Annotated in this window: 21 protein-coding genes; 11 read left to right on the top strand and 10 right to left on the bottom strand. The window is 54.9% G+C overall.

Annotated elements, in window-relative coordinates:
- Nucleotides 1–155: 155 nt before the first annotated feature.
- On the bottom strand, nucleotides 156–935 hold the full coding sequence (locus PZBJ_RS22325) for a transporter substrate-binding domain-containing protein (protein WP_101764330.1): 780 nt from the start codon (nucleotides 933–935) through the stop codon (nucleotides 156–158).
- 16 nt (nucleotides 936–951) lie between these two features.
- The gene (locus PZBJ_RS22320; protein ID WP_101764329.1) at nucleotides 952–2,118 is read right to left on the bottom strand and encodes a methionine aminotransferase; all 1,167 of its coding nucleotides are present in this window, start codon (nucleotides 2,116–2,118) and stop codon (nucleotides 952–954) included.
- A gap of 126 nt (nucleotides 2,119–2,244) precedes the next feature.
- Here PZBJ_RS22320 and PZBJ_RS22315 point away from each other — a divergent pair, with 126 nt between their 5' ends.
- The gene (locus PZBJ_RS22315; RefSeq protein WP_101764328.1) at nucleotides 2,245–3,087 is read left to right on the top strand and encodes a LysR substrate-binding domain-containing protein; all 843 of its coding nucleotides are present in this window, start codon (nucleotides 2,245–2,247) and stop codon (nucleotides 3,085–3,087) included.
- On the opposite strand, the gene PZBJ_RS22310 is transcribed toward PZBJ_RS22315, so the two are convergent.
- Together PZBJ_RS22310 and PZBJ_RS22305 are read right to left on the bottom strand one after the other, a co-directional pair.
- Complete coding sequence (locus PZBJ_RS22310; protein ID WP_101764327.1) at nucleotides 3,084–4,751, bottom strand: methyl-accepting chemotaxis protein; 1,668 nt, start codon at nucleotides 4,749–4,751, stop codon at nucleotides 3,084–3,086. The two genes, PZBJ_RS22315 and PZBJ_RS22310, sit on opposite strands and share 4 nt — an antisense overlap.
- Before the next feature lie 213 nt (nucleotides 4,752–4,964).
- Nucleotides 4,965–6,482, bottom strand: a complete 1,518-nt coding sequence (locus tag PZBJ_RS22305; protein WP_101764326.1) for a carboxylesterase/lipase family protein — start codon at nucleotides 6,480–6,482, stop codon at nucleotides 4,965–4,967.
- 192 nt (nucleotides 6,483–6,674) lie between these two features.
- Here PZBJ_RS22305 and PZBJ_RS22300 point away from each other — a divergent pair, with 192 nt between their 5' ends.
- A complete protein-coding gene (locus PZBJ_RS22300; protein WP_101764325.1) occupies nucleotides 6,675–7,109 on the top strand; it encodes a DoxX family protein in 435 nt (144 codons plus the stop codon).
- Between the two features lie 54 nt (nucleotides 7,110–7,163).
- Here PZBJ_RS22300 and hglS read toward each other — a convergent pair whose 3' ends face one another.
- Complete coding sequence (gene hglS / locus PZBJ_RS22295; RefSeq protein ID WP_206098232.1) at nucleotides 7,164–8,501, bottom strand: 2-oxoadipate dioxygenase/decarboxylase HglS; 1,338 nt, start codon at nucleotides 8,499–8,501, stop codon at nucleotides 7,164–7,166.
- Nucleotides 8,502–8,589: 88 nt separating this feature from the next.
- Entirely contained in the window at nucleotides 8,590–9,924 is a 1,335-nt protein-coding gene (locus PZBJ_RS22290; RefSeq protein WP_101764324.1) for an MFS transporter, read from the bottom strand.
- Nucleotides 9,925–10,246: 322 nt separating this feature from the next.
- Here PZBJ_RS22290 and PZBJ_RS22285 point away from each other — a divergent pair, with 322 nt between their 5' ends.
- Nucleotides 10,247–11,167, top strand: coding sequence for a LysR substrate-binding domain-containing protein (locus tag PZBJ_RS22285; protein ID WP_101764323.1), 921 nt, complete (start codon nucleotides 10,247–10,249; stop codon nucleotides 11,165–11,167).
- Here the strand turns inward: PZBJ_RS22285 and smrA are convergent.
- Nucleotides 11,164–11,730 (bottom strand): DNA endonuclease SmrA, encoded by a 567-nt coding sequence (smrA, locus tag PZBJ_RS22280; RefSeq protein WP_101764322.1) that lies wholly within the window; start codon nucleotides 11,728–11,730, stop codon nucleotides 11,164–11,166. The genes PZBJ_RS22285 and smrA overlap by 4 nt on opposite strands.
- Nucleotides 11,731–12,026: 296 nt before the next feature.
- Between smrA and PZBJ_RS22275 the strand changes: the two genes are divergently transcribed.
- Nucleotides 12,027–12,779, top strand: a complete 753-nt coding sequence (locus tag PZBJ_RS22275) for a fumarate/nitrate reduction transcriptional regulator Fnr (protein ID WP_008106391.1) — start codon at nucleotides 12,027–12,029, stop codon at nucleotides 12,777–12,779.
- 118 nt (nucleotides 12,780–12,897) lie between these two features.
- Entirely contained in the window at nucleotides 12,898–13,854 is a 957-nt protein-coding gene (gene uspE / locus PZBJ_RS22270; protein ID WP_101764321.1) for a universal stress protein UspE, read from the top strand.
- A gap of 78 nt (nucleotides 13,855–13,932) precedes the next feature.
- On the opposite strand, the gene pntB is transcribed toward uspE, so the two are convergent.
- Nucleotides 13,933–15,321 carry a Re/Si-specific NAD(P)(+) transhydrogenase subunit beta gene (gene pntB / locus PZBJ_RS22265; protein WP_101764320.1) on the bottom strand — a complete coding sequence of 463 codons (1,389 nt, stop codon included), beginning with the start codon at nucleotides 15,319–15,321 and terminating at the stop codon, nucleotides 13,933–13,935.
- An 11-nt stretch (nucleotides 15,322–15,332) separates the two neighbouring features.
- Nucleotides 15,333–16,862, bottom strand: coding sequence for a Re/Si-specific NAD(P)(+) transhydrogenase subunit alpha (pntA, locus tag PZBJ_RS22260; protein WP_101764319.1), 1,530 nt, complete (start codon nucleotides 16,860–16,862; stop codon nucleotides 15,333–15,335).
- A gap of 539 nt (nucleotides 16,863–17,401) precedes the next feature.
- Between pntA and ydgH the strand changes: the two genes are divergently transcribed.
- On the top strand, nucleotides 17,402–18,358 hold the full coding sequence (ydgH, locus tag PZBJ_RS22255; protein ID WP_101764318.1) for a DUF1471 family protein YdgH: 957 nt from the start codon (nucleotides 17,402–17,404) through the stop codon (nucleotides 18,356–18,358).
- 224 nt (nucleotides 18,359–18,582) lie between these two features.
- Entirely contained in the window at nucleotides 18,583–19,974 is a 1,392-nt protein-coding gene (locus tag PZBJ_RS22250; RefSeq protein ID WP_101764614.1) for an amino acid permease, read from the top strand.
- On the opposite strand, the gene PZBJ_RS22245 is transcribed toward PZBJ_RS22250, so the two are convergent.
- Complete coding sequence (locus PZBJ_RS22245) at nucleotides 19,971–20,384, bottom strand: hypothetical protein (RefSeq protein ID WP_008106403.1); 414 nt, start codon at nucleotides 20,382–20,384, stop codon at nucleotides 19,971–19,973. The genes PZBJ_RS22250 and PZBJ_RS22245 overlap by 4 nt on opposite strands.
- Nucleotides 20,385–20,560: 176 nt before the next feature.
- On the opposite strand from PZBJ_RS22245, the gene rstA reads away from it, so the two are divergent.
- The 4 genes from rstA (at nucleotide 20,561) to asr (ending at nucleotide 24,734) form a co-directional block, all read left to right on the top strand.
- Nucleotides 20,561–21,286, top strand: a complete 726-nt coding sequence (rstA, locus tag PZBJ_RS22240) for a two-component system response regulator RstA (RefSeq protein ID WP_101764317.1) — start codon at nucleotides 20,561–20,563, stop codon at nucleotides 21,284–21,286.
- Nucleotides 21,283–22,593, top strand: a complete 1,311-nt coding sequence (gene rstB / locus PZBJ_RS22235) for a two-component system sensor histidine kinase RstB (protein ID WP_101764316.1) — start codon at nucleotides 21,283–21,285, stop codon at nucleotides 22,591–22,593. Before rstA ends, rstB begins: the two co-directional genes overlap by 4 nt.
- Before the next feature lie 12 nt (nucleotides 22,594–22,605).
- The gene (locus tag PZBJ_RS22230) at nucleotides 22,606–24,093 is read left to right on the top strand and encodes a carboxypeptidase M32 (RefSeq protein WP_101764315.1); all 1,488 of its coding nucleotides are present in this window, start codon (nucleotides 22,606–22,608) and stop codon (nucleotides 24,091–24,093) included.
- Between the two features lie 170 nt (nucleotides 24,094–24,263).
- The gene (gene asr, locus PZBJ_RS22225) at nucleotides 24,264–24,734 is read left to right on the top strand and encodes an acid resistance repetitive basic protein Asr (RefSeq protein ID WP_101764314.1); all 471 of its coding nucleotides are present in this window, start codon (nucleotides 24,264–24,266) and stop codon (nucleotides 24,732–24,734) included.
- Nucleotides 24,735–24,773 lie beyond the last annotated feature (39 nt).

Raw genomic sequence — 24,773 nt, 5'->3', positions numbered from 1 at the left:
CTCGTCAGTTAAGACATGAAACCCTTCATTAACGAGAGCCCACATTGTAGCGGCGCAATTCATTGCGCGATAAATCGCGCCGCTACGGAAGGTGCGGTGATTTGATACGGCGCTTAACTGATCGTCATTACGCCATTTATGGCGACCTCGTTTAGTTATTTACTCGCTGAAACATCAATCCCAGGGAAGAATTTCGCCGCCAGCTTAGTGACGGTGCCATCGGCTTGCACCTTGGCGATTGCCGCATCCAGCTCTTGTTTCAGTTTGTCATCGCCTTTACGCAGGCCAAAACCAATACCGGTGCCGAGAATAGTGTCATCTTCTACCGGCTTGCCGGCAAAGGCGAAACCTTTACCCTGCGGCTTTTCGAGGAAGCCCGATTGACCGGCAGCTGACATCACCAGCGTGCCGTCAAGACGACCGGCAACCATGTCGTTGTAAACCTGGTTCTGATCCTGATAAGAGGTCACTGTAACGCCCTGCGCTTCCCAGTGCTTCTTGGCATAGGTTTCCTGGATCGAACCCTGCAGCACCCCGATGTTTTTCCCTTTCAGTGATTCGGCGGTTGGCAGCAGCTTCTCGCCCTCTTTCACGATTAACATGGTCGGAATGCGGTAGATCGGCTTAGTGAAGTCGATGCTTTTCGCCCGCGCTTCGGTGATGTTCATTGCGGAGTTAATGGCATCAAATTTTTTCGCCTGCAGCGCCGGAATCAACGCATCAAAGCTGCTTTCCACCCACTTACAGTCGAAGTTGCCTACCTGACAAATCGCTTTACCCAGTTCGATATCGAAACCTTCCAGTTCGCCCTGCGCGTTGCGGCTCTCAAATGGCGGATACTGCGATTCAAGACCATAGCGTAAGGTTTCCTGCGCCAGCGCGTGCGCCGAAGTCAGCATGCCCAAAGCGACAAACAGTGCGTTCAATTTTTTCATTATATTTACCCCTAAGTTACCCTTTGACCTGGCAGAGCGCTTCTGCACCGGCCTGAAGTGTTGCGTCGTCTTTTGCGAATGACAGGCGAATTAATTTATTGTCAGTGCCGTCCATATAAAACGCCGACAACGGAATGGTGGCCACACCGTGATCGACGATGAGACGTTTTACCATTTCGCTATCACTTTCGTCACTGAAATGTCCGTAGCTGGCCAACATAAAGAACGAACCGGCGCTCGGCAGCAGTTTAAACGGCGAATCCTCCATCAAGGTCAGCAGACGATCGCGCTTCTCCTGATAGAACGGCGACAGCTGCAGATAGTTCTGCGGATTTTGCAGATAGTGAGCAAAACCGACCTGCATCGGCGTATCGGCGGCGTACATCATGAACTGATGGACTTTGACGATCTCTTCCATCAGCGCTGCCGGTGCCAGCGCATAACCCACGCGCCAGCCGGTGACATGGAAGGTTTTACCGAAGGAGGAAACCACCACGCTGCGCTGCGCCAGTTCCGGATGCGTTGCCATGCCGCAGTGCGTACGGCCATCAAACAGGATGTGTTCATAGACTTCGTCAGACAGCACCACAATATCGGTGTTGCGCGTCAACGCGGCTAACTGATCCAGATCCGCAGCTGACAGCACCTGCGCGCTGGGGTTGTGCGGCGTATTGATGATGATCATGCGGGTGCGCGGCGTAATGGTGGCGCGCAGTTCGTCCCAATTGATGGCGAAATCCGGCACCTGCAACTTCAGGCCAATTGGCGTAGCGCCCTGCAGACGGACCACCGGCGCGTAGCTGTCAAACGCCGGCTCGAAGAAGATCACTTCATCGCCTGCGTGGACCAGCGCGGAAATCGCCATGTAAATGCCCTGGCTGGCGCTGCCGGTGATCAGCACTTCGCTGCCGGCATCATAGTGCTGGCCATACAGCGTGTGAACTTTCTCCGCCAGCGCTTCACGCAGCGACGGCAGGCCGGTCATTGAAGCGTATTGGTTATGACCGTCACGCATCGCCTGGCTGACCAGCTCAACCAGCTGGGGATCACACGGGAAGTTTGGTGCGCCTTGCGACAGGTTAATGGCTTTATGCTGCGCCGACAGCTGGCCAATGACGCTAAAAATCGTCGTGCCGACATCGGGCTGTTTGGAAGAGATGTTCACACTGCTGTTCAAGGTCATCGGTGCCTCGTAAGGTTGCATAACCACGTATCGAAAGTAGATTTCTATTCAACGGTGTGCGGCTTGAGTCGACAAGCGAATTGTTGTCATAATAGCCATGATTTAAAATCATAGCTTGAGGTTGTTATGTCCCGCTCTGCTCTGCCGCTCAATGCCATCCACGCGTTTCTGGTCACCGCGCGCCATCTCAATTTGACGCGTGCCGCCAGCGAGCTGTGCATCACCCAAGGCGCGGTGAGCCGTAAAATCGCCACGCTGGAGAGTTGGCTGGGCTTCGCGCTGTTTACCCGCCACGCACGTGGTCTGCATCTCACCGAACAAGGTGCCGCGCTGCTGCCGGAATTGCAGCAAGGTTTCGCCATGCTGGTGAATGCCACAGAAAAAGCCAGCCGCAGCAATGCCTCGATTCGCCTGAAAGCGCCTACCTGCGCCATGCGCTGGCTGGTGCCGCGTCTGGTGGCGCTGGAACAGCAGCGGCCAGATATTCACGTAGCGTTGACCACCACACTCGATCATGGCTCGCAGCTCGATAATTTTGACGCGGCGATTGTGTTTGGCCCGTCGCCAGCCGGTTCGATTTGCCTGTTTGAGGAGCGTTTAACGCCGGTGATGGCCAGCAGCGTCACGCCGCCCACGCAGATTGGCGAACTGGCGAAGTTTACTTTTCTGCATCCCACGCCGGATTCACGCGACTGGCAGCTTTGGCTGGCCGGGCTGGATGCCGCGTTACCAATGGCGCGCAATCAGCATTTCGCCACCATGGATCTCGCGATCAGCGCTGCGATTCAGGGATTTGGCATCACGGTGGCGGATGTCACCTTGGTGCAGAACGATGTGGTGAATGGGCGACTGATTGCGCCGTTTGCCACCAGTGTGGCGACCGGCGCAAGCTACAGCCTGTTACAGCGGGCGGAAAAAGATGCGCCACCGTTCCTGCCGGAACTGGTGGCGTGGTTATCTGAGGTTTAGAACGAGACCCATTCGTCAGAGGCTGATTTCGGCTGTGCAAGGCCTGCGCCGGTCAACACCGGCCGACGCAGCACGGTTGGCGATACCACGGCCTTGTTCACAGGCGCGCTGTCCGACAGACGGAATTTCGCCACCGAGGCCTGCAGCTCCTGCGTCTGGCGCTCCAGCGCGCTGGCAGCGGCAGAAACTTCCTCAACCAGCGAGGCGTTCTGCTGAGTGACGCTGTCCATCTCGGTGACGGCGGTACCGACCTGCGAAATCCCTTTGCTCTGCTCTTCTGACGCAGCAGCGATGTGCTTCATGATTTCATTCACATCCTGCACCGACTTAAGAATGTCGTGCATGGTGCTACCCGCGCTGCTCACCAGCGCCGACCCTTTTTCCACGCGCTGCACGGAATCTTCGATCAATGTGGCGATCTCTTTCGCCGCACCGGCGCTGCGCTGTGCCAGATTGCGCACTTCACTGGCCACCACGGCAAAACCGCGGCCCTGTTCACCGGCGCGTGCGGCTTCTACCGCGGCGTTTAGCGCCAGGATGTTGGTCTGGAAAGCGATACTGTTAATCACGCTCGTGATCTCAGCGATCTTCTTCGAGCTGCCTGAGATGCCTTGCATGGTGGTAACCACTTCGCCCACCAACCGTCCGCCCTGCTGTGCGGTGCCGGTAGCGGTTTCGGCCAGCGAACTGGCCTGACGCGCGTTGTCGGCGTTGAACTTCACGGTGGCAGTTAACTGCTCCATGCTGGCCGCCGTTTGCTCCAGCGCGGCCGCCTGCTCTTCGGTACGCGATGAGAGATCGTTGTTGCCGGAGGAGATCTCCGCTGCGCCGCGATAAATGTTTTCAGTGCCGCTGCGAATCGCGCTTACCGCTTCGCGCAGGCTGTCCTGCATGGCACGCAGCAGCGGCACCAGTTTGCCGACGCAGTTACGGCCAAAATCTTCCACCGGCTGGCTGAGGTCGCCCTGCGCAATAATCGTGAAATGGTTACGGATGCGCTCCAGTGGTTTCACCAGCATCGCCACCAGATAGCGATCGGTAAACAGCAAGATAAACAAGCCAATCACTACCGCCACCAGAATAATGACTTTAGTGATGCTGGTGAGCTTATCGACGGTGACGCGCGTCTCATCCAGTTTGCTGCCTGCGGCTTTATTGAAGGCTTCCGCGCTGGCACCAAACGCACGACTAAGTGGCGGCGTGACGTTATTGGCTTGCGCACGATAGGCTTCAAGCGTGCCCTGCTGCGCCAGCGAAACCTGCGGTGCGATGCCTTCATCGAGCAGTTTTTGCCAGTTGGTGATGACGCTATTGGCGGTCTCCGCATCCATCGGACCTGGCGCCATGGTTTTAAACTGCGCCAGCAGCGTTTTCATATTGTCGAGCGCTTGTTGCACCGGGGTAAAAGCATCAGCACCGACTGCGCTGCCTGAGGCGCGGCCTTCCATCACGCGAGACAGACGCGTAACGACACGAAAATATTGATCATTTCCTTTGCTTAAAATGGTCATTTGATTGACCAGTTGGCGGTCAATCTCGTTGCCCTCGCCGAGGGCGTTCAGTGAGTGGACGCTAAACAGCCCAACGGCACACCACAGCAGGCAAAACAGCCCAAGAATGGTGAGCAATACGGCGCGGATGGTGAAATTTTTTAAGATACCCATACATAATCCCTTGGTGTGAAACGCGAAGGAGGCCCGATAAAATCGGGCATATTGCGTTTATCGGCATCGGATCGGGAAAATGTAACGGTTTTGTAAGCTAATTAATTGCTTACTGACGCGGGTGAGGAATATGCGCTTTTAAGATTTATCAGCAAGATAGGCGAAAATTTGCCTTATAAATTGATTTGCCAGATTACACCATTAGCACGCTCATTAAAGCTTAACGTGGCTGCGCATCATCAAACGGAACAAACGCAGCCGTCCACGCATAAAGCGCGCCTTCACCACCGCCTGGGCTTTGCCCTGATCCCCCAGCGCCAGCGTCAGATCGTCGCCCGGTCGCCAGGCTGGCCAATCTACTTCACCCGCTAAGTGCGAGCTGAACTCGCTGGCTTCACGCGCGAAGGTGACCCAATAAGCGCTGACTGTGGAGGCGAACGCTTTATCCTGCTCGCTGTAGCTGCGTTCCGCTGGCGGCGCTAGCGTATCCAGCGTGTTAAAGACATAGGGAATTTCGTTGCCGTGCCATGTTCCATGCGGATAGAGGTCGCGCGCATTTTCGGAGACGTAATCGAACCAGTAACGCCATGCGGGCAGGCCGATATTGTGCTGCGCCTGAGCGATGATTAACGGTAACACCGTGAACGCCATATCGCGCGCCACCGCACGTCCCAGCAGCGCATCATCATGAATGTCGTACAGCCACTTCATCAGGCGATAACTGATGCGGTTTTTGCTGCGCATCTGTCGCAATACTGCCGTGGCATCCACGCCAAAATAGTCCAGTACGCTGGCTTCATCGCTGTTGCTGCCGATCATTAACGGAATGCGATGCTGCTTGCCGGAGATAAACGTGGTTAACATCGGTTTCGGCAGTACCGCATCGCCGCTGATGGGCACCGGGCCGAGCGCCAGCGGGCGTTCTAACGGCCAGAATTGTTCGGCTGGTAGCTCACGCAGTTGCTCGGCGCTGGCATCTTCGGGTAACGCAAAATGCGCCGCGACCTGTAAACCTATCTGTTGTGCCTGCTTTTGCGGGATGTCGGGCAAGCTGTAGGCGCTTTGTACGATGCCCTTGTGAAACAGCGCCTCGGAGAGCGGCGAGCAGCACAGCGATAACACACTACGCGCACCGGAGGATTCACCAAACAGCGTCACGTTATGGCGATCGCCGCCAAAGGCAGGAATGTTGCGCTGAATCCACTGCAAAGCAGCAATTTGATCGAGTAAGGCAAAGTTGTTGATCACGCGCCCGTCGGGGTATTGCGCATCCAGCGCCGGATGAGAGAAGAAACCGAAGTGACCAAGGCGATAATTGAGCGTTACCACCACCACACCTTGCGCCGCCAGCGCTTTACCGCGATAAGGATCAAGATTACCGGCGCCGATGGAAAATCCCCCGCCATGCAACCAGACCATCACCGGCAACGGCCGCGAAGGCTCAACATCCGGCGTCCAGATATTCAGGTAGAGACAATCCTCACTAAAGCGACCGGGATCGCCACCGCCGGCGGCCACGCAATAGTCACGATTTTGCCAGCTTGCTGCGCCCCATTCGGTCGCATCACGCACCTCTTGCCACGGCTGGACCGGCTGCGGCGGTCGCCAGCGTAAAGCGCCAGTAGGTGCAGCTGCGTACGGTATTCCTTTAAAGACAAAAAGATCTTCGTCCATCAGGCCTCTGAGTTCCCCTTCTGCGGTCATGATCCTCAGACGTCGTTCATTTTTCATCTCGGGTTCCCTGATAATGCATCGTTCCATTATTTGCAGGCCTTGGACGAATGTCCATGTTCTGAAAGCATTTGCAGATTAAGCCGAAACGCGGCGCGATTCTTTGAACAACTCCATCAAATATTTTGGCTAACCCCATCGAGGCCATTTGTTTTAAGGTTGCAAGTTAACCTGGCGCGACGGAGAAACACCATGTTTGGTGGCATTAATCAAATGTTCAACCGGATGTGCGATCACCCGGACCTTGGCAAACTGCTTTTGCGCCTGACGTTTGGCGGATTGCTGCTGTTTCATGGGGCGTTCAAAGTGGTGCATGGCGTGGGTTGGATTGCGCACATGCTCGCCGTCAAAGGAATGCCAGGTTTCATCGCTTACGGTGCTTACATCGGGGAAATAGCGGCACCTGTAATGGTGATCATCGGATTTTTGACGCGCCCTGCGGCGTTCATTATTGCGGTGAACATGATTGTTGCGACACTGCTGGTAAAAATGGGCGCTGTCTGGCATCGCACCGACGTTGGTGCGTGGGCGCTGGAGACAGAAGCGCTTTACCTGCTGGGTGCGCTCGCCATTATGTTTTTGGGTGCCGGGAAGTACACGCTGGTGCGTGACGCGCGCTTGCAATAACCACAAGAAAAGCAGCCGGTCTGCTGAATTTCAGACCGGCTGTAACATTTCTCCTCAGGCTACGCCACAGCGTTCCAGACTGCGCTGCTGCATCTGCTGGTACAACGCCATTTCATCCTGCACCGTGCAACCTAACGCGCTTTCAAAATCCGCTCGGCTGGCATTCCCCGCGCTGCGTGTTTGCGCCACGTCGCCCAAATTCGACTGGAAAATCCCCGCGGCACTGACCGGCAGGAAATCTTCATAAACGATCGGTTCGGCGCTCAAACGCTCTTCAGCCAGCAACTGCGTCACGCTTTCGCCCGCGCGTGGCGGCAGATGCTCGCCTTTTTCGGTCAGGCGATAGCGGAACCACGCCAGCTGCTGCTCGCGCAAAGACTCTTCGTCGTCGGGGAAATCACTAAACACCGCGCTAAGATGTTGCTGGTGATGCTGGTTATCGCTGCCGGTACCGGCTTCGGCCAGCAGACGATCGTAAAGTTCGCGTCCTTTCGGGGTGAGCGCCGCGCCGCGCTGTTCGATCTCACCAAAGCGCGCGGTGTGCGTCCCCGGCGTACCATCGTTAAAGTGCACCGCTTCTTCCAGCGCTTTGAAGCTGGTCTGGCGCAGCAGAATCGGTACTTTACGCTGCGGCGGGCCTTCAATCAGGGTTTTGGGATCGATGCCGCGTGAAGGCATCAACGCTTGCACCCGATCAATATCCAGCGTGCGCGGCGTCAAATGGTTGATGTGACAACCACGGAAACACACCACATCGGCAATCAGACGATGCTGCTGGCTCAGTGCGCGATAAGTGGCGCTGTCTACGGTGGTGTGCGCATGCCAGCGGAAGGTTTCCAGCGCTTCCTGCACGAAAGTGGCGGCATCTGCGGCGTTCAAACCGCCCTGCTGCTGATGCTTAGCGATCAACGCGCGGCAACCTGGCGTAAAGATATCGCGCGCGGCGAGAATTGCAGCGGCCTTCTCGCGCAGCGCCGCATCATCAATCAGTTCCAGACGCAGCAACGAAGTGAAAACGCGGAATGGATTATGGCGCAACGCGCGATCGCTGACCGGACGAAACGCCGTGGAGTGCACCGGCACACCGGCTTGCGACAGGTCGTAATACCCCACCGCTTCCATGCCCATTACGGCGAACATCTGGCGCAACGTGCTGAGTTCATCAGCCTTGCCGACGCGAATCGCACCGTGACGCTCGACGCTCAGGCGACTCAGTTCATCGGCGGCCGACAAGCGGTTTTTTAACTCGGGATTGGCTTCCAGCGTACGTTCATTAACAGCGGTGACCAACTGCGTCAGCGTGCCGTATTGCGGCACTTCCTGCTGATACAGGGTCGACATTGCCTGCGAGAACAGCGTGCGGATGGCATCGCTGCTGAGAAAGTTTGGCATCATCATCACCTTGGGCTAACGGGTTGTTGCTACTGTAGATCAACCCTTTAGCGGCGGGTAACAATTTCATGGAACTGTGATCGCCTTGTCACTCGGTGAGGTTTGACTGGTCACCAAAGCGACATTTCAGCACCAGCATGATGGTGGTTAACACGGCGGGAATCGCCAGCAGCAGGAAGATCTGACTGAACGTCCAGCCAAGCGTTAACAACTCGGCACCGACAAAGGCGCTAATGATGGCGCCGATGCGCCCTATGCCGTGCATCCAGCTGGAGCCGGTGGCACGCGCATGAGTTGGGTAATAACTGGCGGAGAGCGCATTCATGCCGGTATTGGCGCCGTTAAAACAGAAGCCGCTGCAGAAAGCGATGGCGCTCATTAAGCCGACCTGCGCGGGTGAAAAACCCAGCGCCACAATGGCAATGCCACCGCAGAAATAGATCACCGCCAGCGCCAGATTGGCGTTGATGCGGTCCATCAACCAACCCGCAAACAGCGAGCCAAGGGTTCCGCCGGCCTGATACATCGCCGTGACAATCGCCGCTTCCGTCACCGACATGCCGAGCGTGCTGATCAATGAAGGCATCCAACTGCCAATCAGGTAAACGAGGAACAGCCCCATAAAGTAGCCGCCCCACAACATCAAACTGCCGAACAGATATCGGCGCGACACCACGGTCGCCACCGAGCCTTTACGCGCGGTCGGCAGCTCAGTGCTTTGATAATGGCTATCCGGCTGCACGCTGCCGGGCAGCATACGTTCGAGGATGGCGTGAATACGTGCGGCAGGCGCGCGACGGCTAATCAGAAAACGTACCGATTCCGGTAAGCCGCGCACTAAAAAAGGCAGCACCAGCAGCGGCAGCACGCCGCCCATCAGCATAACGGAGTGCCAGTCATAGCGCGGCAGCAGCCACGAAGCGGCAAAGCCTCCCGTCGCGGCACCAAAGGTAAAGCCACAGAACACCACGGTAATAATAAATGAGCGGCGACGTTCGGGCGCGTATTCGGCCACCAGCGTGCCCACGTTGGGCATCGCGGCCCCAAGCCCTAAGCCGGTGAGAAAGCGGAACAGCATCATCTGTTCGATGTTCTGCGCCATCGCCGTGGCCAGCGTCCACAGACCGAAAAACAGCACGCTGATGAGGATCATCACGCGGCGACCATAGCGATCGGCCAGCGGTCCAGCGACCATCGCCCCCAATGCCAGACCAATCAGCGCCGCGCTGATCACCATGCCGAGTTGATGATTCGTGACGCCCCAACTGGCTTTCAGCGTGGGCGCAATAAAGCCCATCAGCGCAATGTCCATGCCGTCCAGCGCCACCACCACGAAGCACAGCGCGATTAAGCGCTTCTGCCAGCTGCTAAGCGCACTCTTATTGATAAGCTGGCGAACGTCTACTGCTTCAACGCTGGTCACGTAACGACTCCTGCACTTTTAACCGTTTAGGGCATCAGTTTTAGTAAAAAAAACGGCGCTTATCATAGCTCATCGTTAACAATAACAGGCACTCTTTTTGGATGTAATTGAGAATTATTCAACTTTTTACGCTGTATGTTATTGATTTTATAGCGCGTGAATAGGCTGCAAAAAGTGTCTTTTTCAGCTTTACTCATAAATACATCAGGTTAGCGGCGAAGCTTGCATAGCGGTGTTTTTGTTAATATAAATTTGCAGGCAAGTTAACATAATTAACGTTTCCTCATTGCTGCTCCTCGGAATAACTCATTATGTTGGGCGTATGGACAAAAATATCCTTTTCAATCAGCGCATTCGCTTGCGTCATTTACATACCTTTGTGGCGGTGGCGCAGCAAGGCACGCTCGGTCGTGCCGCTGAAACGCTCAATCTGAGCCAGCCCGCTTTATCGAAAACACTGAATGAGCTGGAAGAGTTGGCGGGCGCGCGACTGTTTGAGCGCGGACGCCTCGGCGCGCAGCTCACCACGCTGGGCGAACAGTTTCTGGTTCATGCGGTGAAAGTGCTGGATGCGCTTAATCATGCTGGTCAGAGCTTCAACGCGCCCCAGCCGGGCCGACCGGTGGTGATTCGGCTCGGCGCGCTGACGACTGCGGCGATGGGCATGCTGCCGCAAATTCTCGATCGCTTCCATGAACAGCAACCTAACACCACGGTGCAGGTTGCGACATTGCATAACAACGTGTTGTTGGCCGGTTTACGTGCCGGTGAGTTTGATGTCGGGATTGGTCGTATGGCGGACAGCGATATGATGGCCGGACTCACTTATGAATTGCTGTTTCTGGAATCACTCAAACTGGTGGTGCGCCCCGATCATCCGCTATTAAGCGAGAACGTTATGCTGTCGCGCGCGATGCAGTGGCCAGTAGTGATTTCGCCGGAAGGCACCGCACCGCGCCGTATCGCGCAGCATATGCTGAATGAGCAAGGTTGTACCTTACCAGCAAACTGCGTCGAAACTTCATCGACATCGCTGGCGCGACAGCTGGCACTGCGTTACGACTATGTGTGGTTTGTGCCTTCTGGCGCCATCAAAGAAGATTTGAATCACGATGCGTTGTGCGCGCTACCGATTGCCTCGCCGGGGCCGGGCGAACCGGTGGGCATAATTACGCGCAGCGGCAGTCCATTAAGCCTGAGCGCCGAAGTGTTGATGGCGACCATCCGCAAATTCCACAGCTAGCGACTGTGTTTTGCATGACGCTCACGGTTCTCAAGGCGCGCCTGTTCGGTTTTTCGTAAACCGACATAGAGCGCGCCCGCCCCACCATCTTTCGGCTGCGCCGTACAAAAGGTCTGCACTTCTGCAAACTCCGGCAACCATCGCGCCACATAGCTGCGCACGATATTGGCGTGCGACTCATCGTCGCGCCCTTTTCCATGAATAATCAATAGATTGCGCAACCCATGTTTATTGGCCTGCCGCATAAAACTGAACAGCGCCTGACGACAGGTTTCCACTGGCTGACGCAACAGATTAAGGCTGGCTTCAGGCGGATATTTGCCCAGTCGCAGCTTATCCAGCACGCCTTGCTGTACGCCTTCAACTTTAAATTCCAGCGGTGTTGTCAGTGGAACGATGTCGAGATAGCCACGCGTGAGGAAATTTTCCTGCTCGTCACTTTCCTGCGGCGCACGCGGCGCTTTAGGCGAAGGTGCGCGTAGCCATTGGGTATTAGCGCAATTTTTTAATGGTGTCACATCACCCATGGCATCACGGAAAAGGTCTTCATCATCAAGGTTCATGGTGTTTCCTCTCGCCTGGTGTTTGCCTGCGCGTCCAATTCGACGCTAAAGCAAAAGAGTAGCAAAGGATTATGGGCAAAACATCTGTCACTTTTTGCGCTGTATTAAGCGCGCTATAGCTGTAAACCTGGCAACAAAACGTTCCAGATCAATAAATGCGCTTCAATCAGACCAGCGCAAACCGCGTAATACCTGACATTTGTGGGGTTTTAAGGACATTTACTGCTCGGATGAGTTCCCTTCGCTTAGAAAAATGTTAAAATTGACCGCAGTCAACAATCATCGAGCGTAACTATATGATCCAGGAAAAACGCAGCATTCGACGTATTCAGTCTGGCGGTTGTGCCATCCATTGTCAGGATTGCAGTATCAGCCAATTGTGTATTCCCTTCACGCTGAACGAGCACGAACTGGATCAGCTGGATAACATCATTGAGCGCAAAAAGCCGATTCAGAAAGGCCAGACGCTGTTCAAAGCCGGTGATGAACTGAAATCTCTCTACGCAATCCGCTCCGGCACCATCAAAAGCTACACCATCACTGAACAAGGCGACGAGCAAATTACTGGCTTCCATTTGGCAGGCGATTTGGTGGGTTTTGACGCCATTGTTGGTGCCAAACATCCAAGCTTTGCGCAAGCGCTGGAAACCGCGATGGTGTGCGAAATCCCGTTTGAAACGCTTGACGACCTCTCCGGTAAAATGCCGGCGCTGCGTCAGCAGATGATGCGTTTGATGAGCGGTGAAATCAAAGGCGATCAGGATATGATTCTGCTGCTGTCGAAGAAAAATGCCGAAGAGCGTTTGGCGGCATTTGTCTGGAATCTGTCGCGTCGTTTCGGTCAGCGCGGCTTCTCACAGCGTGAATTCCGTTTGACCATGACGCGTGGCGACATTGGTAACTATCTGGGACTAACCGTAGAAACAATCAGCCGTCTGCTGGGTCGCTTCCAGAAAAGTGGCATGCTGGCCGTAAAAGGCAAATATATCACCATTGAGAACCACGCTCTGCTGGCAGAATTAGCTGGCCAGACCGAACAGGCCGCGTGATTCTGTGCCGGGTTAATAAAAGTTATTTTATTGATCCGGCAACAACTTTTCCGCTTCTGCCCTGTCGAAACTTAGGCTATCTTTAACCCAACTTGCTTTGGTTTAAGGAGATCGGCTTATGTCCCGGTACCAAAATATTCTGGTGGCTATTGATGCCCAGCAGGACGATCAGCCCGCGCTGCGTCGTGCGGTTTATCTCAATCAACGTATTGGCGGAAAAATCAAAGCTTTCCTGCCTATTTACGACTTCTCATATGAAATGACCACGCTGCTGTCGCCCGACGAGCGCTCCAATATGCGCAAAGGGGTGATCAGCCAACGTACCGAATGGATCCGCCAACAGGCCCAGGCATATATTGAGGCTGGCGTTGAAATTGAAATCAAAGTGGTTTGGCATAACCGTCCGTATGAAGCCATCATCCAGGAAATTCTGGCACATCAGCATGATTTAGTGTTGAAAATGGCGCACCAGCACGATCGCCTCGAAGCGGTAATATTTACGCCGACGGATTGGCATCTGCTGCGTAAATGTCCATGTCCGGTATGGATGGTGAAAGATCAGGCGTGGCCCGAAGGCGGCAAAGCGGTGGTAGCGGTCAACTTAGCCAGCGAAGAGCCGCATCATGATGAGCTGAATCAGAAGCTGATTCGTGAAACCACGCTGCTTGCCGAGATGGTGAATCACACCGAAGTGCATTTGGTCGGCGCTTACCCCATCACCCCGATCAATATTGCTATCGAACTGCCCGACTTTGATCCCAGCGTTTACAACGACGCGATTCGCGGCCAGCATTTAGTGGCGATGAAAGCGCTGCGTCAAAAATTCTCAATCAGTGAAGAGTTCACCCACGTGGCGAAAGGTTTGCCCGAGGAAGTGATTCCGGATATTGCCTCGCATCTGGACGCCGGCATTGTGGTGCTCGGCACCATTGGCCGTACCGGTTTGTCAGCCGCGTTCCTGGGTAACACTGCGGAACAGGTGATTGATCATCTGCGTTGTGATTTGCTGGCGATTAAGCCAGACGATTTCAAATCGCCGATTGATCACGATGACGAAGAAGATGAAGACGATTGATTAAAAAAAGGGCGGCTCGCCATGACCGCCCTACTTATTTCTACTCAGGGCGGTGAATCACATCACCGCCCTGCTTTTTTACAGCGCGCGCAGAATGCCTTCCACGCTCGCTTTTGCATCGCCAAACAGCATCTGCGTATTGTCTTTAAAGAACAGCGGATTCTGGACACCCGCATATCCGGTGCTCATCGAGCGTTTAAACACAATCACGTTCTGCGCTTTCCACACTTCCAGCACCGGCATGCCAGCGATTGGACTGCGCGGATCTTCCAGTGCGGCTGGGTTAACGGTGTCATTCGCGCCGATCACCAAAACGGTATCGGTATCGCTGAAGTCATCGTTAATCTCGTCCATTTCCAGCACCACATCGTATGGCACTTTCGCTTCCGCCAGCAGTACGTTCATGTGACCCGGCAAACGACCGGCAACCGGGTGAATACCAAAGCGAACTTTGATACCGCGCGCGCGCAGCTTTTCGGTAATCTCCGCAACCGGATACTGCGCCTGCGCCACCGCCATGCCATAACCCGGCGTGATCACTACAGAAGAAGAGGCTTTCAGCATTTCTGCCGTCTCTTCCGCCGTAATTTCACGGTGCTCGCCCACTTCATCGCTTTCGCCGCCTACGCTTACGTCGGTACCAAAACCACCGGCGATCACGCTAATAAAGGAGCGGTTCATCGCTTTACACATGATGTAAGAGAGGATGGCACCCGAGGAACCGACCAGCGCACCGGTAACGATCAGCAAATCATTGCTCAGCATGAAGCCTGCCGCCGCCGCCGCCCAACCGGAGTAAGAGTTCAGCATCGAGACCACAACCGGCATATCCGCGCCGCCAATTGACGCCACCAGATGCCAGCCAAACACCAGCGCAATGACGGTCATCAGCAGCAGCGCAAACACCTGCGCACCGGTGCTATCAGTTTGTACGAACCACAGCATCAGCAGGAAAGAGACCACCAACGCCGCGAGGTTCATTTTATGACGATGTGGCAGCATCAGCGCTGATGAGGAGATCTTGCCGCGCAGTTTGCCAAACGCCACCAGTGAACCGGTAAAGGTCACCGCACCGATGAAAATGCCGAGGAACACTTCGGTCAGATGGATATTTTCCATCACCGGCGCGAGGCCCGGCGCGTGATCGATGTAGCTGTTGAAGCCCACTAACACCGCCGCCAAACCCACGAAGCTGTGCAGAATGGCAACCAGTTCCGGCATTTCGGTCATTTCGACTTTTTTCGCCAGACGCAAACCAATCGCACCGCCGATCACCATCGCCAGCAGAATCCAGGCAACGTTCCCGGTGTTCGGGCCAAAAATGGTGGCGAGCAGCGCAATCGCCATGCCGCTCATACCAAAAATATTACCCTGCTTTGAGGTCTCGTGTTTCGAGAGACCGGCAAGGCTGCAAATAAACAGAATCGCGGCAACAATATATGCTGCAGTAACTAATCCGCCAGACATGTTGCTACCCCTTAATTCTTACGAAACATTTTCAGCATGCGCTGGGTGACGGTGAAACCACCGAAGATATTGATGCTGGCGATCAGTACGGCGATAAACGACAAAATCGTGACCCAACCGCCGTGGCCCATCTGCAGCACCGCACCCACCACAATAATGCCGGAAATGGCGTTGGTGACGGCCATCAAAGGCGTGTGCAATGCGTGACTCACGTTCCACACTACGTAATAGCCGACCACGCAAGAGAGCGCGAACACGGTGAAGTGTGACAGGAAGTCCGGCGGCGCGACGTTGGCCAGGCAGGCAAACAGCACCACCGCCAGCGCCAGCAGCAGATACTTGCGCCATGGTGAAACCGGTTTGGCTTCGGCCTTCGGCAGCGGCTGTGCGGCGGGTTGCGCTTTCGGCGCGGCGGAAACCTGAATCGGCGGCGCTGGCCATGTCACTTCGCCATCACGAATCACCGTCACCCCGCGCACCACCACGTCGTCGAAATCCACGGTAATTTCGCCGTTTTTCTCTTTGCACAGCAGTTTCAGCAGGTTGACCAGGTTGGTGCCGTAAAGCTGTGAGGATTGGGTTGGCAGGCGGCTTGGCAAATCGGTGTAACCAATAATCTTCACGCCGTTAGGGGTTAAGGTCACCTGATCGGCCACCGTCAATTCGCAGTTACCGCCAGTTTGCGCAGCCAGATCGACGATTACGCTGCCTGGTTTCATGCTGGCAACCATCTCGGCAGTAATCAGCTTCGGGGCCGGACGGCCAGGAATCAACGCGGTGGTGACGATAATGTCGACTTCTTTCGCCTGCGCGGCAAACAGCTCCATCTCTGCCTTGATAAAGGCTTCAGACATCACTTTGGCATAACCATCGCCGCTGCCCGCTTCCTCTTCAAAGTCCAGCTCAAGGAACTCGGCGCCCATACTCTGCACCTGCTCTTTCACTTCCGGACGCGTATCGAAAGCACGCACGATGGCACCTAAACTGCCTGCCGCGCCGATGGCCGCTAATCCCGCGACGCCCGCACCGATCACCATCACTTTGGCTGGCGGCACTTTACCGGCAGCGGTGATTTGGCCGGTGAAGAAGCGGCCGAATTCATGAGCGGCTTCAACGATGGCGCGATAACCCGCGATGTTCGCCATTGAGCTCAACGCATCCAGCGCCTGCGCACGAGAAATACGCGGCACCGAATCCATCGCCATCACGGTGACGTTGCGTGCTGCCAGCTTTTCTAACAGCGCGGGATTCTGCGCAGGCCAGATAAAGCTCACCAGCGTGCTACCGGCGCGCGTCAGTTCAATCTCCTGATCGTCCGGCGCATTCACTTTCAAAACGATGTCCGATTGCCACACATCATGAGTGTTAGTAATTGTGGCGCCGACGGCGATAAAGCTTTCATCATCAAAGCTGGCGCGAAGTCCTGCGCTCTGTTCAACGGTGACGCTAAATCCCAGCTTGATCAGTTGCTCAACGGTCTTTGGCGTGGCGGCCACGCGCGACTCGTTGGCTAACCGTTCTTTGGGTATCCCAATTAACATACTGTTTCCTTTCAACAATTAAAGGATGAGGTTCTGTAAGTGGCAAAAAGCTCAAAAGCCGAAACAGTGTTTCAGCTTTTTATGAGCAAAATGCACAATGTAACAAAGTCTTTATAACCTACTGAAAATATGAAGAGTGATCCACAGCGATAACGCCCACTTATGACATTCACACAAATATTCAGACCCAAAGATTGAATGCCATGTTTTGCCACTGCATTTGGTGTTTATTAAAAAATATTCTGCTGCGCAAAATCGTGTCATGTCGAATTAAGTGTTTTTAAAAACCTTTAATTAACAATGCGTTAACTATTATGGCACTAAGTGTTACCAGAATAAGTGGTTATCTGTGCAAAAAAGAGCCGTAACAGAAGTCAATGACAGGTCGATGAATAAACGGCAGAGATTGTCAATGTTATGCGCTTAAATTGGCTGAGACAGGCCGATTATTACATGCAATAATCAACGGCTAATCTGTTATACATCAAGAGTCCAGCACGTTTTCGTACTCATTTTGCGTAAGGCGAAGGATCATTTTTATGAAGCTGAAGAACACCATTCTGGCGTCAACCTTGTTATCACTGCTGGCAGCGAATGCGTTTGCTGCTAAAGAGTTAACGCCAGAGCAAGCGGCCGCGTTGAAACCATTCGAACGTATTAATATCAGCGGCCGTTTCAATGCGATTGGCGATGCAACTGATGCCATCTCCAAACAAGCCGATGCCAAAGGCGCTGACTCTTTCTATGTTCAGGGTATTAATGATAGCAACGGCAACGGCGGTAACTGGCGCGTAACGGCTGATTTGTATAAAGCTAACGCACCAAAAGCGGATGACTCCACTAAATATCGCACCTTCTCAGGCGTGAAAGAGCTGCCGAAAGCAGAAGCCTATCGCCTTGAGCCGTATGACACCGTGTCGGTAAATGGCTTTTTCTCCAGCCAGCCAGATGTTAATGAAGCGATTGCCAAGGCAGCCAAAAATAAAGGTGCGGCATCGTTCTTTATCGTGCGTCAGGTTGATGCTAATAACGGCGGCAACCAGTACGTGACCGCGTATGTTTACAAGGCTGATGCGCCAGAACGTAAAGTACAGAACACCTCTGATTCAATCCCAGCAGATTCTGAAGCCGGTAAAGCAGCATTGGCCGCAGGTGGCACCGCCGCCACTAAAGTGGCCATTCCTGGCGTGGCCTCTTCGGATACCCCAAGCCGCAACGTTGGTCGTTTCTTCGAAACGCAAAGCTCAACCGGCCAACGTTACACGGTGAAAACTGCCGATGGCCGTAGCGTGCAGGAAGTGAATGCGATTACTGCTGCGCAGATGCAGCCGTTTGACACCATCACCTTCTCCGATCACTTCGGTACCCCAACCGAAATCTCGGAAGCGGTTGGCAAACGCGCAGTGGAAAAAGGCGCTAAGTACTACCACATCACGCGTCAATGGCAGAACCAGAGCGGCGGCAACCTGACCGTCACCGCCGATCTGTTCAAGTAATAGCGATTAAGGGCGGCGTCCGTCGCCCTTTTCAAAATCTCCTTGATACTAACTGCATAATCTGTGCGCAGATTTGCATAGTCTTGCATTGCCTTCCCCGTTTGCACTCCGTAAAATCTGCCGCCTGTTTTTAGGGGATTCCGTTTCAAAGTTGGCTCATTGCCACGCGACACTCCAGCGGAATCGTCACCACCCAGCATACTCTGCTGTTTAGGATGGGCGTTTTGGATAAAAAATTAGGTCTTAGTGCGCTCACCGCGTTGGTACTCAGCTCTATGCTGGGCGCTGGCGTGTTCAGCCTGCCGCAAAATATGGCAGCGGTTGCCGGCCCGGCGGCGCTGCTGATCGGCTGGCTCATCACCGGCGTTGGCATCATCTTCCTGTCGCTCGCCATGCTGTTGCTGACGCGGCTGAAACCAGAGTTGGATGGCGGCATCTTTACCTATGCGCGCGCCGGATTTGGCGAGCTGATGGGCTTCTGCTCGGCGTGGGGATATTGGCTGTGTGCGGTCATTGCCAACGTCTCTTATCTGGTGATTGTCTTCTCGGCGCTGAGTTTCTTTACCGACACGCCGGATCGCGTGGTGTTTGGTGATGGCAATACGTGGCAGGCGATGCTCGGCGCGTCGGTGCTGCTGTGGCTGGTGCATTGTCTGGTGCTGCGCGGCGTGCAAACTGCGGCCAGCATTAATGTGCTGGCGACCCTGGGAAAACTGGTGCCGCTGTTGCTGTTTGTGGTGCTGGCGCTGCTGGCATTCAACTACGATCGCTTCCGCTTTGATTTCAGCGGCGTGGAACTCGGTCAGCCGCTGTGGCAGCAGGTGAAGCAAACCATGCTGATCACCTTGTGGGTATTTATTGGAGTGGAAGGCGCGGTGGTGGTTTCTGCGCGTGCGCGTAATAAACAGGATGTCGGACGCGCCACGCTGATGGCGGTGCTGGCCGCGCTACTGGTCTACTTGCTGGTTACGCTGCTGTCGTTAGGCGTGATTCCGCGTGCCGAGCTGGCGCAGATGCGCAATCCTTCTATGGCGGGTTTGATGAAGCATTTGCTCGGTCATTGGGGCGATGCGGTGATTGCGGTCGGATTGATTGTTTCGGTGTGCGGCGCTTATCTGAGCTGGACGATTATGGCCGCTGAAGTGCCGTTCCTCGCCGCACAACAAGGTGCCTTCCCGCGCAGCATCGCGCGTCAGAACCGCCACAACTCCCCTTCGGCGTCGTTATGGCTGACCAACGGCAGCGTACAGGTTTGCCTGATTTTGATCGCCTTAACCGGTGCGGATTACAACACGCTGCTGACCATCGCTTCAGAAATGATTTTGGTGCCCTATCTGCTGGTGGGTCTGTATCTGATTAAGGTGGTGCGCGGGCAGAACAAACCCTGGGCGATGTTTACCGGCGTCGGTGCCAGCGCGTATGGCGTTTGGCTGCTGTATGCATCGGGTCCTTTGCATTTGCTGCTTTCAGTCGTGCTCTATGCGCCCGGATTGCTGCTGTTTCTGTACGCACGACGCGGCGGCCGTGGCGACAAAATGTTGTCACAGCTGGAGCGTATCGCGATTGTGTTGTTGATTGCGGCGTCACTGCCCGCGTTGTGGCAGCTAACGAATTAGTGCGGCTGGACGGGAATGGAAACGCACAGCAGGTCATCCTGCTGTGTCAGATTGAGCGGCTTACGGTATTCCTGATGAATAGCGTCAAGCTGCTCCGCTGACAGCGGATACGGCAGCTGAATATCAAAGCGGCTGATGTGTTGTTGTTCGGCCAGGGTGATCAAACGCGCGATATTAATCTCGTCGCTCACCTGTGTTGAAATGATTTGTAATGCTAATTCTTTCAGATGGTCGTCGCTGGCCTGAAGATTGTGCGCCGATTTACGCGTCACCATGCCAAAAATAGGCATCACGCCATAAATGGCATCGACAAAACTCCAGCGTTTTTTGCAGGAAGCGGAGAGAAAATCACTGTAATTGAAGCAGATGCGATCACTGTATCCGGCTGAAGCCAGCTCTTTATCAGACACTCTCGCGCTCCTCCTGTTTTTCGTTACGGTTCCGAACCTTGCGCGACAACGCGCCGCTAATGATGGCACATTTCACGGTATACATACCAGTCACGCAGGGATATTTCGTGCGATAGCGTAGAGCTCAGGACCAGGAAAAGCTATGCTGCTGAGATTCTCATCCGTCACAGTGAATTATGAACAAAATCGTCTATGTGGAAGATGAGCCAGAAGTAGGCGAACTGATCGCCGCTTATCTTGGCCGCCACGATATTGAAGTTATTGTTGAAACGCGCGGTGACCGCGCCGAAGCCACCATCGCCCTGCACGATCCCGATTTAGTGATGCTGGATATCATGTTACCCGGCAAAGATGGCATGACACTGTGCCGCGATCTACGTGCCAGCTGGCAAGGTCCGATTGTGCTGCTCACCTCGCTCGATAGCGACATGAACCACATTCTGTCGCTGGAGATGGGCGCTAACGATTACATCCTCAAAACCACGCCGCCGGCGGTGTTGCTGGCGCGCCTGCGTTTGCATCTGCGTCAGGCGCATGCCGGTCAGCCGGAAGTGACGCCCGCCCTACAAAGCTCACAACGCGTGCTGCGTTTTGGTTCCCTGACCATCGACTCGCTCAATCGCCAGGTGACGCTGTTTGAGGAGAATATTGTGCTATCCACCGCCGATTTCGATCTGCTGTGGGAACTGGCGAATCACGCCGGACAGATCCTCAATCGCGATGCGCTGCTGAAAACCCTGCGCGGCGTGACCTACGATGGCATGGATCGCAGCATCGACGTGGCGATTTCTCGCTTACGCAAAAAACTCTACGACAGCGCCACCGAGCCATTCCGCATCAAAACCATCCGTAACAAAGGCTATCTGTTCGCGCCGCAGGCCTGGGATACCCGTTCCGCATGAGAAAGCTCTTTATTCAGTTCTATTTGCTGCTGTTCGTCTGTTTTCTGGTGATGACGCTGCTGGTGGGGCTGGTGTACAAATTCACCGCCGAACGCGCCGGGCGCCAGTCGATGAACGACTTGATGGCCAGCTCGCTTTTTTTGATGCGCAGCGAACTGCGCGAGATCCCACCGCGCGACTGGAGCAAAACCATTCGCAGCCTCGATCTTGACCTGTCGTTTGATCTGAATATTGAACCGATGAGCAAATATCAGCTGGGTGATGCAGACATGAAGCGCCTGCGCGCCGGGGAAATCGTGGCGATTGACGATCAGTACACCTTCTTACAGCATATTCCGCGCAGCCACTATGTGCTTTCCGTTGGCCCGATTCCGTATCTTTTCTATCTGCATCAGATGCGCATTCTGGATATCGCGCTGCTGGCATTTATCGGGATGTCGCTGGCGCTGCCGGTGTTTATCTGGCTGCGTCCGCATTGGCAAGAGATGCAGCGGCTAGAGAAAGCCGCGCAGCGTTTTGGCCGTGGCGAACTCGACGTGCGCACCCATTTTGAAAGCACCTCCAGCCTGCACAGTCTTGGCGTAGCGTTTAATCAGATGGCGGAGAACATCAACACGCTGGTTGCCAGTAAGAAACAGCTGATTGACGGCATCGCGCACGAGTTGCGTACGCCGCTGGTGCGACTGCGCTACCGGCTGGAGATGAGCGATAACCTCACCGCCACGGAATCCGCCGCGCTGAACCGCGATGTGGGCCAGCTGGAGAGTTTGATTGAGGAGTTGCTGACGTATGCGCGCCTCGATCGTCCGCGCGTTGATCTTCATCTGCAATCCTTCGATCTGGCGCAATGGCTGCGTGTACATATTGAAGACGTGCAAACCATGAATCCGCAGACGCAGATTTCGCTGGATATCCCGCAGCTGGAGAACGTCGGCAGCGCTGATACGCGCCTGATGGAGCGTGTGCTGGATAATCTGGTGAATAACGCCCTGCGCTATGCGCAACAGCGCCTGCGCGTCAGCTTATGGTTTGATGGCGCGTTGGGCTGTTTGCAGGTGGAAGACGACGGTCCGGGCATTCCACAGGAAGAGCGCGCCCGCGTGTTCGAACCTTTTGTACGCCTCGATCCGAGCCGCGATCGCGCCACCGGCGGTTGTGGTTTGGGTCTGGCGATCGTGCACTCCATTGCGCTGGCCATGCAGGGAAAAGTGTCGATTGAGAGCAGCCCGCTTGGCGGCGCCAGCGTTCGCTTTTGCTGGCCGGTTGATCTACCCTTGCGGGACATTGCGCCACGCTTACCGTCATAAGGAGCTTTTTACGTGACTTCAGCTTATCAAGAACTTAGCCGCACTTTTCAGCGTCTCTCCCGCTTTGGCCATTTAGGCGCCATTGCCGGTGTCGATATGCAAACCACTATGCCGCCGGGCGGCAGCCAGGCGCGCGGTGAAGCGATGGCCGAACTGAGCGTGTTCATGCACGAAGTGCTGACCGATAAACGCCTCGGCGGGCTGTTTGATGCCGCGCAGCAGGAATCATTGAATGATGTCGAGCAGGTTAACCTGAGCGAGATGCAGCGCGCCTGGCAGCAAGCGACGCTGCTGCCCGCCTCATTGGTGGAAGCCAAGTCGCTGGCCGGTTCGCGCTGTGAACACGCCTGGCGTCAGCAGCGTCCGGCGAACGACTGGCAAGGTTTCTCCGCCAATCTGAAAGAAGTGGTGAAGCTGAGCCGTGAAGAGGCGCAGCTGCGTGCCGATGCACTCGGCGTATCGCGCTACGACGCGCTGCTGGATGTGTTTGAGCCTGGCATGACCAGCGCGCAGCTGGATCAAACCTTTGGCGATCTGAAAAGCTGGCTGCCCGACCTGCTCCAAAAGGCAGTGGCGAAGCAGCAGCAAACCCCGATCGCGCAGCCGGTGGGTCCGTTCGCTATCGAATCGCAGAAACAACTCGGCCTGAGCGTGATGAAAACGCTGGGCTTCGATTTCAATCACGGCCGTTTAGATGTGAGTGCGCATCCGTTCTGCGGCGGCGTGCCGGAAGATGTGCGCATTACCACGCGTTACAACGAGAACGACTTCCTCAGCGCCATGATGGGCGTGATCCATGAAACCGGCCATGCGCGCTACGAGCAGAATTTGCCAAAACAGTGGCGCGGTCAGCCGGTGGCGCAAGCGCGTTCTACCGCAATTCATGAGTCGCAAAGCCTGTTTATGGAGATGCAGCTGGGGCGCAGTGAAGCCTTCCTGCAACATATCCATCCGCAGGTGGTGGCGCTGATGGGCGATCAGCCTGCGCTGGCGCTAAACAACTTTATCCGTCAGGCGCAGCGCGTGAAGCCGGGCTTTATTCGTGTCGACGCTGATGAACTGAGTTATCCGGCGCACGTGATTTTACGTTACGAGATCGAGCGCGCGCTGATTGAAGGCGAGATTGAAGTTGAAGATATCCCGGCGCTGTGGGACGAGAAGATGCAGCAATCGTTGGGCATTGATACGCGCGGTAATTATCGCGATGGCTGCATGCAGGATATTCACTGGACCGACGGTGCGTTTGGCTATTTCCCAACCTACACCTTGGGTGCGATGTATGCAGCCCAGCTGTTCCAGGCGGTGAAGCGTGCCATTCCGCAGGTTGAGACGCTGATCCAGCAAGGTGAGTTGCAGCCAGTGTTTGACTGGTTACAGCAGAACATCTGGCAGCACGGCAGCCGTTTCCCAACGCAGCAGCTGCTGATCAATGCCACCGGCGAAGCGCTGAATCCGCGCTATTTCCGTCAGCACCTTGAACAACGTTATCTCTCTGAGTAAACTGCGCGGCGGCCGATGCGGCCGCCCTTTTCGCTTCCTTTACGCCGCTTTGTACAATCCGTTACACGCCGATACCAATGCCTCACGGAAAGCCTGAATTGTTTTTCATATAGTGTTTTCACCGGCCCCGCAGTGGGCTACACATGAAAAAATAGTTCGAGGATTTTGCAATGAAAAAATTATTTGCACTGGTGATCGCCGCTGCTATGGGTATGTCTTCTGTTGCTTTCGCTGCTGAGACCACAGCTGCTCCAGCAACGCCAGCAACCACTGCAGCGCCAGCGAAACACAAAGCAGTACACCATAAGAAACCTGTTGCTCAGAAAGCGCAGGCTGCTAAGAAGCACAAAAAAGTAGAGAAGAAAGCGCCAGCTGCACAGAAAGCTCAGGCCGCTAAAAAGCATCATAAAAAAGCAACCAAGCCAGCGGCACAGAAAGCCCAGGCTGCGAAAAAGCACCACAAAAAAGCAACCAAGCCAGCTGCACAGAAAGCCCAGGCTGCTAAAAAGCACCACAAAGCAACCAAGCCAGCTGCACAGAAAGCTCAGGCTGCTAAAAAGCACCACAAAGTAACCAAGCCAGCTGCGCAGAAAGCTCAGGCTGCTAAAAAGCACCACAAAGTGAAAAAAGCAGCAAAATAAGATCGCCTTTAGCGCCAACACCGTATTGATGATTGAAAA

Source organism: Pantoea endophytica, assembly GCF_002858935.1.
In the GTDB taxonomy this organism is placed as follows: Bacteria; Pseudomonadota; Gammaproteobacteria; order Enterobacterales; family Enterobacteriaceae; genus Pantoea; species Pantoea leporis.
The sequence above is the reverse complement of the archived record's forward strand: the minus strand, read 5'-3'. Positions and strand labels throughout refer to the sequence as shown.